At 51.7% G+C, this 17494-nt stretch carries 14 protein-coding genes; 12 read left to right on the top strand and 2 right to left on the bottom strand.

What is annotated here, in order from left to right; genetic code table 11:
- Positions 1 to 18 precede the first annotated feature (18 nt).
- From GOC95_RS01885 to fabF, 5 genes are all read left to right on the top strand, one after another.
- On the top strand, positions 19 to 960 hold the full coding sequence (locus GOC95_RS01885) for a beta-ketoacyl-ACP synthase III (RefSeq protein ID WP_275355356.1): 942 nt from the start codon (positions 19 to 21) through the stop codon (positions 958 to 960).
- A gap of 83 nt (positions 961 to 1043) precedes the next feature.
- Positions 1044 to 1967 (top strand): ACP S-malonyltransferase, encoded by a 924-nt coding sequence (fabD, locus tag GOC95_RS01880; RefSeq protein ID WP_275355354.1) that lies wholly within the window; start codon positions 1044 to 1046, stop codon positions 1965 to 1967.
- Positions 1968 to 1977: 10 nt separating this feature from the next.
- Positions 1978 to 2718 (top strand): 3-oxoacyl-ACP reductase FabG, encoded by a 741-nt coding sequence (gene fabG / locus GOC95_RS01875; RefSeq protein WP_275355353.1) that lies wholly within the window; start codon positions 1978 to 1980, stop codon positions 2716 to 2718.
- Positions 2719 to 2804: 86 nt separating this feature from the next.
- Complete coding sequence (gene acpP, locus GOC95_RS01870) at positions 2805 to 3041, top strand: acyl carrier protein (RefSeq protein ID WP_018985321.1); 237 nt, start codon at positions 2805 to 2807, stop codon at positions 3039 to 3041.
- Positions 3042 to 3093: 52 nt separating this feature from the next.
- Entirely contained in the window at positions 3094 to 4326 is a 1233-nt protein-coding gene (fabF, locus tag GOC95_RS01865; protein WP_194747679.1) for a beta-ketoacyl-ACP synthase II, read from the top strand.
- 89 nt (positions 4327 to 4415) lie between these two features.
- Here the strand turns inward: fabF and tpx (GOC95_RS01860) are convergent, their stop codons facing one another.
- Together tpx (GOC95_RS01860) and tpx (GOC95_RS01855) are read right to left on the bottom strand one after the other, a co-directional pair.
- The gene (gene tpx / locus GOC95_RS01860) at positions 4416 to 4919 is read right to left on the bottom strand and encodes a thiol peroxidase (protein ID WP_194747678.1); all 504 of its coding nucleotides are present in this window, start codon (positions 4917 to 4919) and stop codon (positions 4416 to 4418) included.
- A gap of 88 nt (positions 4920 to 5007) precedes the next feature.
- Entirely contained in the window at positions 5008 to 5514 is a 507-nt protein-coding gene (gene tpx / locus GOC95_RS01855) for a thiol peroxidase (RefSeq protein WP_275355350.1), read from the bottom strand.
- 184 nt (positions 5515 to 5698) lie between these two features.
- On the opposite strand from tpx (GOC95_RS01855), the gene dnaE reads away from it, so the two are divergent.
- From dnaE to GOC95_RS01820, 7 genes are all read left to right on the top strand, one after another.
- Entirely contained in the window at positions 5699 to 9178 is a 3480-nt protein-coding gene (gene dnaE / locus GOC95_RS01850) for a DNA polymerase III subunit alpha (protein ID WP_275355348.1), read from the top strand.
- Between the two features lie 33 nt (positions 9179 to 9211).
- A complete protein-coding gene (locus tag GOC95_RS01845; protein WP_194747675.1) occupies positions 9212 to 10207 on the top strand; it encodes an acetyl-CoA carboxylase carboxyltransferase subunit alpha in 996 nt (331 codons plus the stop codon).
- 10 nt (positions 10208 to 10217) lie between these two features.
- Positions 10218 to 11669 (top strand): tRNA lysidine(34) synthetase TilS, encoded by a 1452-nt coding sequence (gene tilS, locus GOC95_RS01840; protein ID WP_275355346.1) that lies wholly within the window; start codon positions 10218 to 10220, stop codon positions 11667 to 11669.
- A gap of 218 nt (positions 11670 to 11887) precedes the next feature.
- Positions 11888 to 14251 (top strand): TonB-dependent receptor, encoded by a 2364-nt coding sequence (locus tag GOC95_RS01835; RefSeq protein ID WP_275355344.1) that lies wholly within the window; start codon positions 11888 to 11890, stop codon positions 14249 to 14251.
- A gap of 17 nt (positions 14252 to 14268) precedes the next feature.
- A complete protein-coding gene (locus GOC95_RS01830; protein ID WP_194747671.1) occupies positions 14269 to 15684 on the top strand; it encodes a sigma-54 dependent transcriptional regulator in 1416 nt (471 codons plus the stop codon).
- A gap of 155 nt (positions 15685 to 15839) precedes the next feature.
- Positions 15840 to 17036 carry a formate-dependent phosphoribosylglycinamide formyltransferase gene (gene purT / locus GOC95_RS01825; protein WP_275355343.1) on the top strand — a complete coding sequence of 399 codons (1197 nt, stop codon included), beginning with the start codon at positions 15840 to 15842 and terminating at the stop codon, positions 17034 to 17036.
- 11 nt (positions 17037 to 17047) lie between these two features.
- Positions 17048 to 17470, top strand: coding sequence for a group II truncated hemoglobin (locus GOC95_RS01820; RefSeq protein ID WP_275355342.1), 423 nt, complete (start codon positions 17048 to 17050; stop codon positions 17468 to 17470).
- Positions 17471 to 17494 lie beyond the last annotated feature (24 nt).

The following is a 17494-nucleotide window of genomic DNA, read 5'->3' as shown; positions in this document are numbered from 1 at the left end:
TAAGGCATAATCGCACGAATGATTTACGCTCGCATTGCAGGTACTGGAAGCTACCTGCCACCCCATATTTTGACCAATGCCGATCTGGAAAAAATGGTGGATACCACCGATGAGTGGATTTACGCCCGAACTGGCATCAAACAACGCCACCGCGTCACGGATGAGCGTACCAGCGATCTGGCGACCCACGCGGCGCGTCAGGCGATTGACGCGGCCGGCATCGCGGCTGAACAGATTGACCTGATTATTGTGGCAACAACCACGCCTGACAAGATTTTCCCAAGTGTGGCGACCATGGTGCAACGCAAATTGGGCATCAGCGGCTGTCCCGCTTTTGATGTACAGGCGGTATGCAGTGGCTTTGTCTATGCGCTGACCACCGCCAACCAGTTCATCAAGTCTGGCCAGTCCCGCAATGTCCTGGTGATTGGGGCGGATACATTCACCCGTATTACTGATTACAGCGACCGCAGCAACTGCATTTTATGGGGCGACGGTGCCGGTGCGGTGATCCTGCAAGCCAGTGAGCAACCCGGTATTCTTTCTACCCACATCCACGCCGATGGTCACTACGAAACCTATTTACATGTGCCGCGCAATCCTGATGGGCCTGACACGGTGGTGATGGAAGGGAATCCTGTGTTCAAAATGGCGGTCAATACACTGGATCAGATCGTCGATGAGACGCTGGAGGCTAACCAGATGCAAAAGTCAGATATTGACTGGCTGGTGCCGCATCAGGCTAATATCCGTATTTTGCAGGCAACGGCCAAAAAACTGGAAATGCCGATGGATAAAGTCGTCGTGACAGTGGATCGCCATGGCAATACCTCCGCAGCCTCAATTCCACTCGCACTGGATGTGGCTGTACGTGACGGGCGCATCCAGCGTGGACATACCTTGCTCATGGAGGCCTTTGGTGGTGGATTTACCTGGGGCTCAGTCCTGGTAAAGTACTAACCAGTGCTAACAGTACCAAGTTTGAACAATGAAGCATGCCGTGCTTGCATGACCGTTTTAATTGAATAAATAACTGAATCAATATGTCTAAATTTGCTTTTTTCTTTCCTGGTCAAGGTTCACAGTCTGTGGGCATGATGCAAGGACTTGCAGCCCATGCCATCGTTAAACAAACCTTTGACGAAGCCTCGGCTGTGTTGGGGGTAGATTTCTGGAAAATGGCCACCGAGCCAAATGAAGAAATTAATCTGACGGAACACACACAACCCATCATGCTGACCGCCGGTATTGCTACCTGGCGTGTTTATCAGGCGCTGGGTGGCCAGTTGCCAACCGCGATGGCGGGTCATAGTCTCGGTGAGTACACTGCACTGGTTGCAGCCAATGCCATTTCGTTTGCGGATGCCTTGCCACTGGTAAAATTTCGCGCCCAGGTAATGCAGCAAGCCGTGCCGGAAGGCCAGGGGGCCATGGCAGCGATTTTGGGGCTGGATGATGATACCGTGCGTGCTGTTTGTACCGAGGCGGCACAAGGTCAAGTCTTGCAGCCCGTTAACTTCAACTCACCAGGCCAGGTTGTCATTGCCGGTGACAAAGCGGCGGTTGAACGTGGCATGGAGTTAGCCAAGGCGAAAGGGGCCAAGCGTGCGCTCGCATTGCCTGTCAGCGTGCCTTCGCACTGCGACCTCATGCAGACAGCGGCTGAAAAGCTGCGCGAATATCTCAATGGCGTGAATGTACAGGCGCCGATCGTGCCGGTCTTGCATAACGCCGATGTCGCAGCCTACTCGGATGCCGCGCAGATTAAAGACGCGCTGGTTCGCCAGCTCTATAGCCCGGTCCGCTGGGTGGAGACCGTGCAACAGCTGGCTGCACAAGAGGTGCTGAGCGCCGCTGAATGTGGCCCCGGCAAGGTGCTGGCTGGTTTAGCCAAGCGCATTGTGGCCGAGGTGAGCTGTGTTGCGCTCGTCAATGACGAAGCCATGCAAACATTGATTACGCAATAAGGGAGAGACCATGTCTGACCAACAAATCGCATTAGTGACGGGCGCCAGCCGCGGCATAGGTGCAGCGATTGCACAAGCCCTGGGCAAGCAGGGAGCCACCGTGATTGGTACGGCGACCTCTGCCAGTGGCGCAGAAGCAATCACCGCCCATTTGAAAGCAGCTGGGGTCAACGGCGTCGGGATGGCGCTGGATGTGACACAGCCTGAACAAATTGAGGCGGTATTAAAGCAGATTGCCGAGCAGTATGGGGATGTCAGCATCCTGGTGAATAATGCCGGCATCACCAAAGATACCTTGCTCATGCGCATGAAAGACGAAGACTGGGATGCGGTCTTGACGACCAACCTGAAGTCCGTATTCCGCATGAGTCAGGCGGTATTGCGTCCAATGATGAAAGCGCGTCAGGGACGTATTATCAACATTTCCAGCGTGGTGGGTCATATGGGCAATGCCGGGCAGACCAACTACGCAGCGGCCAAGGCTGGGATGACTGGTTTTACCAAGTCTATGGCGCAAGAAGTCGGCAGTCGCGGTATTACCGTGAACTGTGTGGCGCCTGGCTTTATTGCCACGGATATGACCGCTGAACTGCCTGACGATATCAAGACCAAAATGCTCGAACGTATTGCGCTTGGGCGTTTGGGGGCTGTGGATGAAATCGCGGCGACAGTGGCTTTCCTGGCTTCGCCAGCGGCCGCTTATATCACGGGTGAAACCATCCATGTCAATGGCGGCATGTACTGCGCTTAATATTTAGTTTCTTTGGTATTCTGGGCAAGTTTTGCTAGAATACTGGTTTACTGTACACGACACTTATCAACAAAGGGGTATTTTAGATGTCCGACATCGAACAACGCGTAAAGAAAATCGTTTGTGAACAATTGGGTGCAAACGAAGCTGACGTAAAAAACACATCATCTTTCGTAGATGATCTGGGTGCAGATTCTCTGGACACCGTAGAATTAGTAATGGCTTTGGAAGAAGAGTTCGATTGCGAAATCCCTGACGAAGAAGCTGAAAAAATCACTACAGTGCAGCAAGCGATTGACTACGTCAACGCAAACCTCAAGTAATTCATTGACTTCATTCTTCAATCAGCCCTCGCAAGAGGGCTGATTTTCTATTATGACGAAACGCAGAGTAGTAGTAACTGGCTTGGGCGTGGTGTCTCCAGTAGGGATTGGTACCCAAACCGCTTGGAACAATCTGGTCGCTGGTCAATCAGGCATTACCCGTATCACTAAATTTGATCCTACCCCATTTGCCTCGCAAATCGCAGGTGAGGTTAAGGGATTCAACGCTGAAGACTTTATTCCAGCCAAGGATGCACGCCGCATGGATACTTTTATCCAGTACGGTCTGGCTGCTGGCTTGGAGGCTTTCCGTGATTCTGGCCTGGAAGTGACCGACGCTAATGCAGAACGCATTGGCGTGACCATTGGTTCCGGGATTGGTGGTTTGGGCTTGATTGAGTCCACCAACGACAGTTATGACGAAGGTGGCCCACGCAAGATCTCGCCATTCTTTATTCCTGGCACCATCATCAACATGATCTCCGGCAATTTGTCCATCATGTTGGGTCTCAAGGGGCCGAATATTGCGGTGGTGACTGCCTGTACCACAGGCACCCATAGCATTGGTGAAGCCGCACGTATGATTGAGTATGGTGACGCCGATGTCATGGTGGCAGGTGGGGCAGAAGCCGCCATTACCGAGCTCAGTGTCGGTGGCTTTGCCTCTGCGCGAGCCTTGTCTACACGCAATGACGATCCTGCGACGGCCAGCCGTCCCTGGGATAAAGACCGTGATGGGTTTGTCATCGGTGAAGGTGCAGGGGTGATGGTACTCGAAGAGTATGAGCATGCTAAAGCACGCGGTGCCAAAATTTATGCAGAGGTGGCAGGTTACGGCTTGAGTGCCGATGCCTATCACATGACCGCACCGAATATGGACGGTCCACGCCGCTCCATGGTGAACGCGCTCAAAAACGCAGGGGTGAACCCGGACCAAGTCCAGTTCATGAATGCGCACGGGACCTCGACGCCCCTGGGCGATACCAACGAAACCAATGCCATCAAGGCAACGTTTGGCGATCATGCCTACAAGCTGGTAGTCAATTCGACCAAATCGATGACTGGTCACTTGCTCGGTGGCGCAGGCGGTCTGGAGTCGGTCTTTACGGTGTTATCGATTTACCATCAGGTTTCACCACCGACCATCAATCTGTTGAATCCTGATCCGGATTGCGATCTGGATTACTGTGCTAACACGGCACGTGACTTGCAGATTGAATATGCCCTCAAAAACAATTTTGGTTTTGGTGGGACTAACGGCAGCTTGTTGTTCAAGCGCGTTTAAAAGTATTTAAGACGGGTCTTTAGCAATATAAAAGCAGTAATAAAAAAGCCAGCTTAATGCTGGCTTTTTTATTACTCAAATCTGCTGACTTATTTGAGGACTGCCAAGGCAGCAGCATAGTTTGGTTCGTCAGCAATTTCGCCAACCAGTTCGCTATGCAATACCTGATTGTTCTCATCCAGTACAACCACTGCACGTGCAGTCAGGCCTGCCAGGCTGCTATCGGTGATCAGGACGCCATAATCATTGCCAAATTTGGCTGTATCGCGGAAGGTAGACAGGGTTACAACATTCTCCAGACCTTCTGCACCGCAGAAACGGCTTTGTGCGAAAGGCAGGTCTGCAGACACGCACAGCACGACGGTGTTGCTGACGCTACTGGCTTCCTTATTGAAGGTGCGCACTGAGGTGGCGCAGGTGGGCGTATCAATGCTAGGGAAAATGTTCAAGACTTTACGCTTGCCTGAAAACGCATCCAGACCAAGCAGGTTGCGTTTGGCATCTGCCAATTGAAAATCAGGAGCCTTGTCGCCTTTGGTTAAAAATTTACCGCCAACCGCGACCGGATTTCCTTTGAGCGTAACGCTAGACATAGTGTTCTCCAAAATGTGATGAATAAAACTTAAACAAGCACTTTAACGTGTCAGCGCAACGCAATCAACCACATAAAAAGTAAGGGAATCAGGCGGGCAGCACCGCAAGCACGGCTTCGTAGTCTGGTTCCATGACCAGGTCCTTGACCAATTCAACGTGGAGGACGCGGTCATTTTCGTCCGCGACGATGATGGCGCGTGCAGGTAGGCCTGCCAGTTTGCTGGTCATCATGAGCACGCCATAATTCTTGAGCATGTCGCGGCCACGCAAGGTGGATAAAGTCATGCATTGCGGCAGGCTTTCCATGGCGCAGAAGCGGGCCATGGTGAATGGTAAATCCGGTGAAATATGCAGGATGGCGGTGTTAGTCAGATCTAGCGCCATGCGCTCAAGAATACGCACGCTGTTAGCACTGGTGGGCGTATCAATGCCTGGGAAAAAATGCAGTATCTTGCGCTGACCTGCAAAGGCATCCAGCGCAACGTCCTCAAGCTCGCGGTTAACTAGCTGGAAATACGGCAGGTGCTGCCCCACGGCAGGCAGCTCGTCCTCCACCAGTATCGGGTCATCGAGCAGGGCAGTGGCATTGGGCATGTGATCTATCGCTTATGACAAAAACGCCTGCCATCATAGAACATAATCCCGGTTCGTTTCAATTTTTTACAACTATCAACAATCCATTTTTTACGAGGTTTGCATGGCTTTTTTGAGGCTGTCAATGACATTATTTGTCGTCGGCATGGGTACAAAAAAGCAGGTTGGCGGTTAAAATAAAGTGATGGAAGCGCCTGAAACACCCTCTCTCCAACCTGCATTTATTCACCTGCGTTGCCACAGTGAGTATTCCATTGTGGATGGCACGGTGCGCATTGATGATTACGTCAAGGCTGCAAAAAGTGATGCCATGCCAGCGATTGCGCTGACCGATCTGGCTAACCTGTTTGGGGCGATCAAGTTTTACAAGGCTGCCCGTGGCAAGGGGCTCAAACCGATTCTGGGCTGTGATGTCTGGATCGAGAATCCGCTCCAGCGCGACCAGCCTCACCGCTTGCTGTTACTGGTACAAACGCAGCAGGGCTATCGCAATCTGTGTGAATTACTCAGTCGCGCCTATCTGGAGAACCAGTACCGTGAACGGGCAGAAATCAAACCCGAGTGGTTACAGCAAAAAAACGCAGGGCTATTGCTGCTGTCGGGCTTTACTGCCGGTGACATTGGACAGGCACTGCAGGCTGGCAACCAGGCTCAAGCCTTGCAAGCGGCAGCACACTGGGCCGGGGTATTTGAAGGCCGCTACTACCTGGAAGTTCAGCGCGTACATGTGCCCGGCAATACCGAAGCCTATGCCCAAGAGCAATTGATCAGACAAACCATCGCCATTGCACAGCAGCTCGATTTACCTGTGGTGGCAACGCATCCGATCCAGTTCCAGACGCCGGATGACTTTATGGCGCACGAGGCGCGCACCTGTATCGCGGAAGGCTATGTGCTGGCCGATACCCGTAGACCCAAGCGTTTTGTCGCCACCCAGTATGTGAAAACCCAGGCAGAAATGCAGGCTTTGTTCGCCGATATGCCCATCGCCTTGCAAAACTCGGTGGAGATTGCCAAGCGCTGCAACCTGACGCTGACTTTGGGGAAAAATTACCTGCCCGATTTTCCGACGCCTAATGGTGAGAGTCTGGATCAATATCTGGTGGACCAGTCTAAAGCAGGCTTGGAGCACCGCCTGGCCTATTTGTACCCGGATGAACAGCTGCGGGAAGCCAAACGAGCTGAATACGAAGCGCGCTTGCAGTTTGAGTGCGGCATCATCATTCAGATGGGGTTTCCTGGCTACTTTTTGATCGTGGCCGATTTTATTAACTGGGCAAAAAACAACGGCGTGCCAGTCGGACCAGGCCGGGGCTCCGGTGCGGGGTCTTTGGTCGCTTACAGTTTGGGGATTACCGACCTCGACCCGCTCAAATACAACCTGCTGTTCGAGCGTTTCTTAAACCCGGAGCGGGTCTCCATGCCCGACTTTGATATTGACTTCTGTCAGGAAGGGCGAGATCGCGTCATCGATTACGTCAAGCACAAATATGGCTTGGCTTCGGTGTCTCAGATCGCCACCTTCGGGACCATGGCGGCCAAAGCGGTGATCCGCGATGTGGGCCGCGTGCTGGATTTGCCGTTCAACTTTGTCGATGGCATCGCTAAGCTCATTCCAATGGAGCTGGGCATCACGCTTGAATCCGCACTGGAAAAAGAGCCGCAACTGCAAGAGCGCCGCGAAAAAGAAGAGGAGGTCGCAGAATTACTGTCTTTGGCATTGCGGCTGGAAGGCCTGGTCCGTAACATCGGTATGCACGCCGGGGGCGTGTTGATTGCGCCTGGCAAGATTTCAGATTTCTCGCCCGTCTATTGCCAGCCCAATGGCGATAGCCTGGTCAGTCAGTACGACAAAGATGATGTGGAGGCGGTCGGCCTGGTTAAGTTCGACTTTTTGGGCCTGCGCACGCTGACTATCCTGAATATGGCGCTTGAAAACGCCAATGCGCAGCGCGCGCAAGAAACGTTGCCACCACTGAGTTTTGAGACGATTCCGCTCGATGACAAGCGTAGCTACCATCTGCTGAAAACAGCCAATACGACAGCGGTGTTCCAGCTGGAATCGCGCGGCATGAAAGATATGCTTAAGCAAGCCAAGCCAGACTTGTTTGAAGACATTATTGCGCTGGTTGCCTTGTACCGTCCTGGCCCAATGGATCTGATTCCAGACTTCTGCCGCCGTAAACATGGCACGCAGCGCGTGGAATACCCGCACCCGTCGACCGAATCTATTCTCAAGGAAACCTACGGTATTGCCGTGTATCAGGAACAGGTGATGCAGATCGCCCAGGTGGTCGCCGGGTATAGTCTTGGTGGTGCAGACTTGCTGCGCCGCGCCATGGGTAAGAAAAAGCCGGAAGAGATGGTCAAACAGCGCGAAATCTTTAATGAAGGTGCGCTCAAAAATGGCCTGACCTTGCAGCAGTCCAATGATTTGTTTGACTTGCTGGAAAAGTTCGCGGGGTACGGCTTTAACAAGTCGCATGCGGCAGCGTATGCCTTGGTGGCTTATCATACGGCTTACTTGAAGGCGCATTACCCGGCGGCTTTTCTGGCGGCGACCATGTCTGCTGACATGAACAACACCGATAACGTGCATACGTTTTTTGATGACTGCGGCGCCAATCATATCGAAGTGTTGCCGCCAGACATCAATGCCAGTGTCTATCAGTTCAAGCCGCTCAATGCGCAGCAGGTGCTTTACGGCTTGGGCGCCATCAAAGGCACCGGCCTGGCGGCGATTGAGTTGATTATGGCGTCCCGTCAGTCTCAAGGCCCTTTCAAAGACTTATTCGATTTTTGTCAGCGCCTGGATTTGCGCAAGGTCAACCGTCGGGTGATTGAATCTCTGATCCGCGCCGGCGCTTTTGACAAGCTGGAACCTAACCGGGCTGCGTTGCTGGCGGGCCTGGATAGGGCGATCAGTGTCGCAGAGCAGGGCGCGGCACACGCCGGGCAAGATTGCCTGTTTGGCGGGGTGATCGAAACGCAGCATGCGTTGCCGGATATTGCCGCCTGGAGCCCCGAGCAGGCCTTGCAAGAAGAAAAAACAGCGCTGGGTTTTTACTTGAGTGGCCACCCTTATTTAAGCTACAAAGCGCAGCTTGGCCCCTTTATTAAAGGCAATCTGGGTGAGCTGGCGCCACAAGAGCAGCCGAAACTGCTGGCCGGGGTGGTCATGGGTGTACGTGTCCGCATGACGCAGCGCGGAAAAATGGCGATTGTGACGCTGGATGATGCCGTCGGACGCGTGGATGTGGTCGTCGGTAGCGAACTGTTGAATCAGCACGTACAGTGGATCAAGGAAGACCAGCTGCTGGTGGTAGAAGGGCGCATCAGTAATGATGAGTTCTCAGGCGGCATCCGTGTCAGCGCCCGTAAACTCTATGATCTGGCCGCGGTGCGTAACCGTTTTGCGCAAATGCTGACCTTGAGCTGCAATGGCACTTCAGATGTGCAGCGTCTCATGACTGTATTGACGCCTTATCGCTACGCCGGTGAGGAACAGAAGCGTTGTCCGATCAAAGTGGACTACCATAACCAGTCTGCCCAGGTGAGTTTGATGCTAGGCGATGACTGGCAAGTCGTGCTGCATGACGACCTGCTACACAATTTACAGGGCTGGTTGTCTAAAGAAAACGTCAAAATCCTTTATAATGCCTGAACTTTTTTCTAAAGAATTCATATTGGAATTCCAATGAGTGTAAAACGTTTAACGCCTAGTAAACTGACTTATCTTGATTTTGAACAACCGATTGCCGAACTGGAAAAGCGGATTGACGCGCTACAAGTTTCGCATGACGAACATGACTCTCTGGATATTTCCAAAGAGCTGGATTTGTTACAAAAGAAGAATACCAAGTTATTGCAGGATACCTTCCAGGCCTTGACTGCCTGGCAGATTTCCCAGGTGGCCCGCCATCCGCAGCGCCCCTATACTGCAGACTATATCAATGCCTTGTTTACTGATTTCCAGGAGTTGCATGGCGACCGTGCCTATGCAGATGACCCGGCCATTGTCGGCGGCATTGCGCGCTTTAAAGGCATTCCGGTCATGGTCATGGGCCATCAAAAAGGCCGCGATATCAAAGAACGCCAATACCGCAATTTCGGTATGCCGCGTCCTGAAGGCTACCGCAAGGCGCTGCGCCTGTTCCGTCTGGCCGAAAAGTTCAAGATGCCGATTATCACCTTTATTGATACGCCAGGCGCCTATCCCGGCATTGGGGCTGAAGAGCGCGGCCAGTCAGAAGCGATTGCACGCAATTTGTATGTCATGGCCGAACTGAAAACGCCGATTATTGGCGTGGTGATCGGTGAGGGCGGTTCTGGTGGTGCGCTGGCCTTGGGTGTCGTGGATCATTTGAATATGCTGCAATATTCCACTTACTCGGTGATTTCGCCTGAAGGCTGTGCGTCCATTTTGTGGAAGAGCGCCAGCAAGGCCCCGGAAGCCGCCGAAACCTTGGGCATTACCGCAGACAGGCTCAAGTCTTTGGGCTTGATTGATACCATTATCAACGAGCCGCTGGGTGGCGCACATCGTAATTATGAAGATGTGATGGAGAAGGTCTCGCAAGCGATCGGCCAACAGTTGAAAGCATTGCAGGCCAAAAAAATACCGCAGTTGCTGGAGACACGTTACCAGCGTCTGATGAGTTACGGTAAATTTAAAGCGGCCAGTGAAAAGTAATGCTTCTCTTATGACCAGCCTGGAAAGCCAGTTATCTGGTTTTCTGGCTGGGCTGTCAAATCCGGATGCCAACACACCACATCTGCTACTCGCACTGAGCGGTGGCGTAGATTCTATGGTGTTGTTACATCTGCTCGCAGAGCTGTGCCAGCGATTGCCATTTCGGCTGTCAGCCATGCATGTGCATCATGGCTTGAGTCCTAATGCCGATGCGTGGTTGCAACAATGCGAACACCGTTGCCAGACCTACAATGTCCCTTTTTTTGCTGACAAGGTGCGCGTAGATTTGCAAAGCGGACAAGGCCTGGAGGCCACCGCCCGAGAAGCACGCTATCATGCCCTGGAGCAACAGCGTCAGCAGATCGGTGCAGATACGATTGTGACGGCTCATCATCTGCAAGACCAGTCAGAAACGTTGATGCTGCAACTGGTAAGAGGCGCTGGCGTCAAGGGCTTGAGTGCCATGGCCGCATGGGATGGGGCACGCCGCTTGTATCGGCCACTGTTAAGCGTGCCAAAAGCTGCACTTTTACAGTTTGCTACCGCACACCACTTGCAATGGGTAGAAGACGAAAGCAACGCAGATACGGTTTACGACCGCAATTTTATGCGTCATGCAGTGATGCCAGTGTTGCGCGAACGTTATCCGCAAGTGGATCAGTCGTTGTTGAGAACGGCGGGGCACATGGCAGACGCGCAGAGTTTGCTGGATGTACTGGCCAGCCAGGACTTGGCGCAATGTGATTTGCAAGCCGAATGGCTGGGGCAATCGATTGCGATGTCAAAGCTGTATGCATTGGGTGATGTCCGCTCCAAAAACTTGCTCCGCCATTGGTTTCAACAGTTGCAGTTACGGATGCCCAATCAGGATCAATTGCAAGACTATTGGCAGCAGCTTTCATCGGTAAAACCTAACCGTTATCTGCATTTGCCGTTACAAGGGCAAGCCTCGCTTCAGTCAGCTTATTTGCACCATTACCAGCAACGCCTGTATTGCGTTACCAAACCAAGCGCATTGCCGCAAACACCGCTGGTGTGGCAAGGGCAAGCCTCGCAGCAATGGGGTGAATGGCAAGTGCAGTTTAAAGTCGTGAAAGCGCGCGGGATTGCTTTGGCCAGACTGGGGGTTTCCCCGGCAGCGATTACCCTTAACCGGCGGTATGGGCAGCCTTTGGTGCTTGCTGAAGGCACTTCGCTCAAGTTGATGCCTAGGGCAGGGGGTGAGAGTTTGCAGCCTGATGCCAAGCGTCCACGACGTGAATTGAAAGTCCTCTTTCAAATGCTGGGCATTCCGCCATGGCAACGTGCTTTTTATCCTTTGGTCCAAGTGGCCACCACCCATCCAGGTGCTTCTGAAACGCTGGTCTCACTGGCAGGGCTGGCGGTGGATGCCGCCTGGCAGCCTGGCCGCAATGCTTACGGTCTGGAAATCAGCCTGACGCCGTCTCCCTCTCTTCTGTAATTGGTTGTATATATCCAATGGTGGTTGTTAAATTGGTTGTAATAAACCAATTTTAAGATAAAATCTGGTTGTAATAAACCAGATTTATTTTTATCTCATTGATTAAAAAAAGATATTTTTTTAGCCTCACAATGGAATGATTTTTGCTCAATACCTTGAGTGTTTTTTGCAGCCAAAAGACATTCATTTAAGTATTCTCGGGAAAAGGATCATTCGTTATGAATAAACAAGCAGTCAAACCATTGTTGATGGCCATTCTCTCTGCTTATGCGGCGCATGCGGTCGCTGTGCAAGCTGAAGAGGTGCAATTGGATAAAGTCGAGGTCATCAGCACCACGCCGCTGAATGGGGTTGGTGTGCCTCTTGAGCACATTCCTGCCGGCGTGCAGCAAGTCAAACAAAAAGAGCTGGTCAAGCAAAAGAGCCTGACATTAGGTGACTACATGAACCAGAACATGCTTGGGGTGAATGTGAATGAAACACAGAACAACCCATTCCAGCCCGATGTGAACTATCACGGTTTTACCGCTTCCCCTTTGCTTGGCACGCCACAAGGATTGTCCGTGTATGTCGATGGCGTACGTGTGAACGAAGCCTTTGGTGATGTGGTGAACTGGGACCTGATTCCGATGAACGCCATTAATCAGATGACTTTGATTCCAGGCTCTAACCCATTGTTTGGTTTGAACACTTTAGGTGGGGCGATTTCAGTGCAGACCAAGAGTGGCCGTACCAACCAGGGCGGCGCTGTTGAAGCTTACACTGGTTCCTGGGGCCGTCATGTGTTGAATGCAGAATATGGTGGCGTGTCCGAAGACGGTTCTAAAGATTTCTTTATCTCTGGCAACAGTTTTGAAGAGGATGGCTGGCGCAGTTTTTCAGCCTCCCGCGTCAAGCAGTTGTTTACCAAGGCCGGTTGGCAGAATGAAAAAACCTCTGTCAATGTCAGCTTGTCGCTCGCAGATAACAAAATGCGTGGCAATGGCTTGCAAGCAGGCAGTTTGCTGGATTCTTTGGGCTACAAAAGCAATTTTACCGTGCCTGACCAGACCAAGAACAACATGGCTTTTGTAAACCTTAATTTGAGCCATTACTTTGCTGACGATATTCAGTTAAGTGGGAATGTTTATTATCGTGATGTGCGTACCAAAACCTTCAATGGTGACTTAAATGATGGTTTTGAATTGGCTGCTGGCGGGTTAGGTGACAATAATTCAGATTGCTTGGCTGGAAATGATGCTGATGAGAACTGCTCTGGCGCGATTAACCGCAGCAGATTAACGCAGAAAAGTTACGGCTTTACCTCACAGTTAACCTTTTCTCAAGATTTACTGGGCCTGAAAAATCAGTTTATCAGCGGCTTGGGCTACAACCGCGGTAAGACCAAGTTCTCGCAGAATACCGAGTTTGGCTTGTTAAACAGCTACCGTGGCGTGGATGGCACTGGCGAACTTAATGCCTTGACTGACCAAGTGAATTTGAGCGGTGTGAACCGCACCTGGAGCGTCTTTGCGACGGATACCTTGTCTTTGAATCCTTATTGGCACGTGACGGCCTCTGCGCGTTACAACACCACTAAAATTGATAATGATGACAAGATCACCCCCAGTGGTTCCGGCTCGCTCACCGGCACGCATTCCTTCAATCGGCTGAATCCGTCTTTGGGGATTAATTTTACGCCCAGCAATCAATTGACGGCATATGCGTCTTATAGTGAAAGCAGCCGCGCACCTACCTCTATCGAGCTGGGATGTGCGGATGAAAACAATCCTTGTAAATTGCCTAACGCAATGGCCGGTGACCCACCACTCAAACAAGTGGTTAGCAAAACCTATGATGCCGGGCTGCGTGGCTTCCTGACACCGACAATCACCTGGAGTCTGGGTGCCTATCATACGATCAACACCAATGACATTCAGTTTCTGACCTCTGCGACCGCCCTCAATAACGGCGCTGGTTTTTTCTCTAATATCAGTAAAACCAAGCGTCAGGGGCTTGATGCGAGTCTTGCAGGGCGTATGGATGCATTTTCATGGAATCTGGGCTATAGCTTTGTGCAGGCTACCTACGAGTCTTCCTTCCAGATTGCGAATCAGGTGAATACCAGCGCTACTGTAGATCCTGCGTCAGGCAACAGCTTTATTCAGGTGAACAAGGGAGATTACCTGGCAGGTATCCCAAAACATCAGTTTAAACTGGGCTTGGGCTATGACGTGACTTCTGCCTGGAATGTGGGCAGCAATATTGTGGCCTTCTCCAGCCAGTATTCACGTGGCAACGAAAACAACAAGGATACAAGTTCTGGCGCAAAAGTCCGTGGTTATACGGTAGTGAATCTGTTCACAAACTACCGGTTTGACAATGGCTGGAACATCTTCGCCCGTGTGAATAATGTGTTTGACCGCGAGTATTACAGCTTGGGCATGCTGGGTCAGAATCCGATTGACCCGACTACCGGCCAGTTTAGTGGCAATGAAACCAACGATACGTTTTATGCGCCTGGTGCGCCAAGAGCAGGCTGGATCGGTGCGCGTTACGATTTTGGCGTCAAAAAGTCCGTCGCTTCTTACGATAAAGACTAAATAAACGAGGAGGATGCGTGCTTTCACAACTTTCATCATCAGTGGATAAATCCAGCTTAATGCCTCTCAAGAAAAAAATCTTGCTGGTAGAGGATGAGGCGCTTTTTGCGCGCGCGGTGGTTAAGCGTTTGCAAAAAGCAGGATTTGAGTGCGAGCACGCAGAATCTTTAAGCGATGCAAGACTGCTAATCAAGCAGTTTGAACCGGATATGGCGCTGTTGGATATGCGCCTGCCCGATGGCAATGGTCTAGACCTGTTATCAGAGTTTATTGCCAGAAATATCAATACGATTGTCATGACTGCGTTTGGTGACGTGAGTGATGCGGTCAATGCCATCAAGCTGGGGGCCATTGATTACTTAAAAAAGCCCATTGATCTTGAAGAGTTATTGCTCATTATTCAGAAAAACGAGAAGACGACAGAACTGCAAACCAGCCTGGATTACTCGCGCCAGCGCAATGCCGTTGCTAATGACTCCGTTCAACTGATAGGCGAAAGTACGCCTATGCAAAGTGTGCGCCAACAGATCACGCGTATTGCCCAGTTAAGTGCGCTCAGTGATGCCGTGCAACCGACGGTGTTGATTACAGGAGAAACCGGCACGGGCAAAGACGTTGTTGCACGTTTTTTGCATGGCAGTTGTGCCAATCATGACAAACCTTTTGTGCATGTGGATTGTGCCTCTTTACCGGCTGAGCTGATTGAGAGTGAGCTGTTTGGGCATGAGAAAGGCGCATTTACCAATGCAGTTTCCTCGCGGCCAGGCCTGATCGAATCTGCAGAAGATGGTACCTTGTTCCTCGATGAAATCGGCGAGTTGCCGTTGGGTTTACAGGCAAAATTACTCAATGTACTTGAGCGCAGAATGGTGCGTCGCTTGGGCTCTACCAAGGAGCGTCCAGTGAACGCGCGTATTATCGCCGCCACCAATCGTGATTTATACCAGATGTCGAATGAGGGGCGCTTCCGTTCGGATCTATATTACCGACTGAACGTGATTACCATGAAAATGCCTCCCTTGCGTGATCGTGGGGCAGATGTCTTGTTGCTGGCTAATTATTTCCGACAACTGACTGAGAAGCGCTACGCCTTGCCGCATCATGAGTTCAGCGCCGCGGCATTGATGGCAATGCAAACCTATCACTGGCCGGGCAATGTCCGTGAATTGCGTCATCAAATCAGCCGTGCGGTTTTGATGTGCACACAGTCTATGATTTCCGAGCTTGACTTGGGCTTGCCTCAGGTTGGCATGAACCAGGTGGCGAGTGTCTTGCAAGGCGACAGCCAGGTGACGCTGGATGATGCAGAAAAGGCCATGCTGCTAAATGCCTTGGAGCAGTCGCGTAATAATGTCTCTAAGGCCGCAAGATTGCTGGGCATCACGAGAATGACCATGCGCTATCGTATGGATAAACATGGCATCTCTGTATAACGCGCTGAATCTCTGTCATCCTGAATAAAACGCCTCGCAACTGCGGGGCGTTTTGTTATGCCCGTGCGTGGTTGTTGCATGATGTAAATCAAGCGTACGGCCTCTTGCACATAAATCGCGCATGGTATCATTACGCTTTTACAGTGGAGCTAAAAATGATTGGTACCCCGTTAAGCGCAAATGCGACCAAAGTCATGTTGTTGGGCAGTGGCGAACTTGGCAAAGAGGTGATTATTGCCTTGCAGCGTTTGGGGGTGGAAGTCATTGCGGTTGACCGTTATGAGCATGCGCCTGGTCACCAAGTTGCCCATCATGCCTATGCGATTGATATGACTGACGCGGATGCGCTTAAAGCCTTGGTGAGTCAGGTCAAACCACATTATATCGTCCCGGAAATCGAGGCGTTGAATACGCAGGCGCTGGCCGAGATTGAAGCCACAGGCGTCACGGTGGTGCCTACTGTACGTGCCGTGCAACTCACCATGAACCGTGAAGGGATACGCCGGCTGGCCGCGGAAGAATTAAACCTGCCGACGTCACCGTATGCGTTTGCCCGTTCTGAAGCTGAATTGCAAGCAGCGATTGACGGTGGTATTGGTTATCCATGCTTTATCAAGCCCACCATGTCTTCGTCTGGTAAAGGTCAATCCCGCATTACACAAGCCTCAGAAGTGAAGGCCGCCTGGGAGTATGCCGCCAGTGCGGGGCGTGTCAATCAAGGGGTGGTGATTGTCGAAGGTCAGATTGATTTTGATTATGAAATCACCTTGTTAACCGTGCGTGCCAAAAATGCCGCTGGCGAGATTGAAACGCATTTTTGCGCGCCGATTGGCCATGTGCAAAAGCAGGGCGATTACGTTGAGAGCTGGCAGCCACAAGCAATGGATGCGCTAGCCTTGAAAAATGCTCAGGACATTGCCAAAAAAGTGACGGATGCCTTAGGTGGTCAGGGCTTGTTTGGCGTTGAGCTGTTTGTCAAAGGTGAGCAGGTTTGGTTCTCTGAGGTTAGTCCTCGTCCGCACGACACTGGGATGGTCACCATGTGCACGCAGCGCCTGAATGAGTTTGAACTGCATGCGCGTGCGATTTTAGGCTTGCCTGTGGATGTGACTCAGCGTGAGACTGGCGCAAGCGCCGTCATTTATGGCGGTGCAGATACCAAAACACTGGCCTATCACGGTCTGGAAGCGGCCATGTCAGTACCTAACAGCGAGATTCGCTTGTTTGGCAAGCCGGAGTCTTTTGTGCGGCGTCGCATGGGCGTCGCCTTGGCGACCGCTGACAATACGGACCTCGCGCGTGCGCGTGCCAAAGAGGCTGCGGGTCTGGTCACGCCTAAAGTCGCAGGATAACTGGTGTGGCAATGACTGAAATTCAAGAGCCAAATACCGCCAAACAATCGTTGTTTGACTGGCTGGGCGGCACAGAAAAAGGGACTGAGACCATCCGACAGCTGGTGGAAACCTTTTATGACATCATGGATAGCGACCCAAAAGCGGCGGGTTTACGCGCCATTCACCAGCCAGATCTCACCGAGGCACGCGAAAAGCTGTTTATGTTTTTAACTGGCTGGACGGGCGGGCCGCAGTTGTATATCGAACGCTATGGACATCCCAGATTACGGGCACGGCATTTGCCGTTTTCCATTGGTGAGTCCGAGCGCGATCAATGGATGTATTGCATGATTAAAGCCATGCATACCTTACAGTTTGAAGAGTCGCTGATGAAGCATATTGCCAATCAATTGTATGGCGTGGCGGATTTTATGCGCAATCGCGAGGGTTAATCCCCTTAATATTCGCAAGCTCAA

This window comes from Methylophilus sp. YYY-1 (genome assembly GCF_029132825.1).
In the GTDB taxonomy this organism is placed as follows: Bacteria; Pseudomonadota; Gammaproteobacteria; order Burkholderiales; family Methylophilaceae; genus Methylophilus; species Methylophilus glucosoxydans.
Note: the sequence above shows the minus strand (reverse complement) of the source record. Positions and strands in the feature narration are given on the sequence as shown.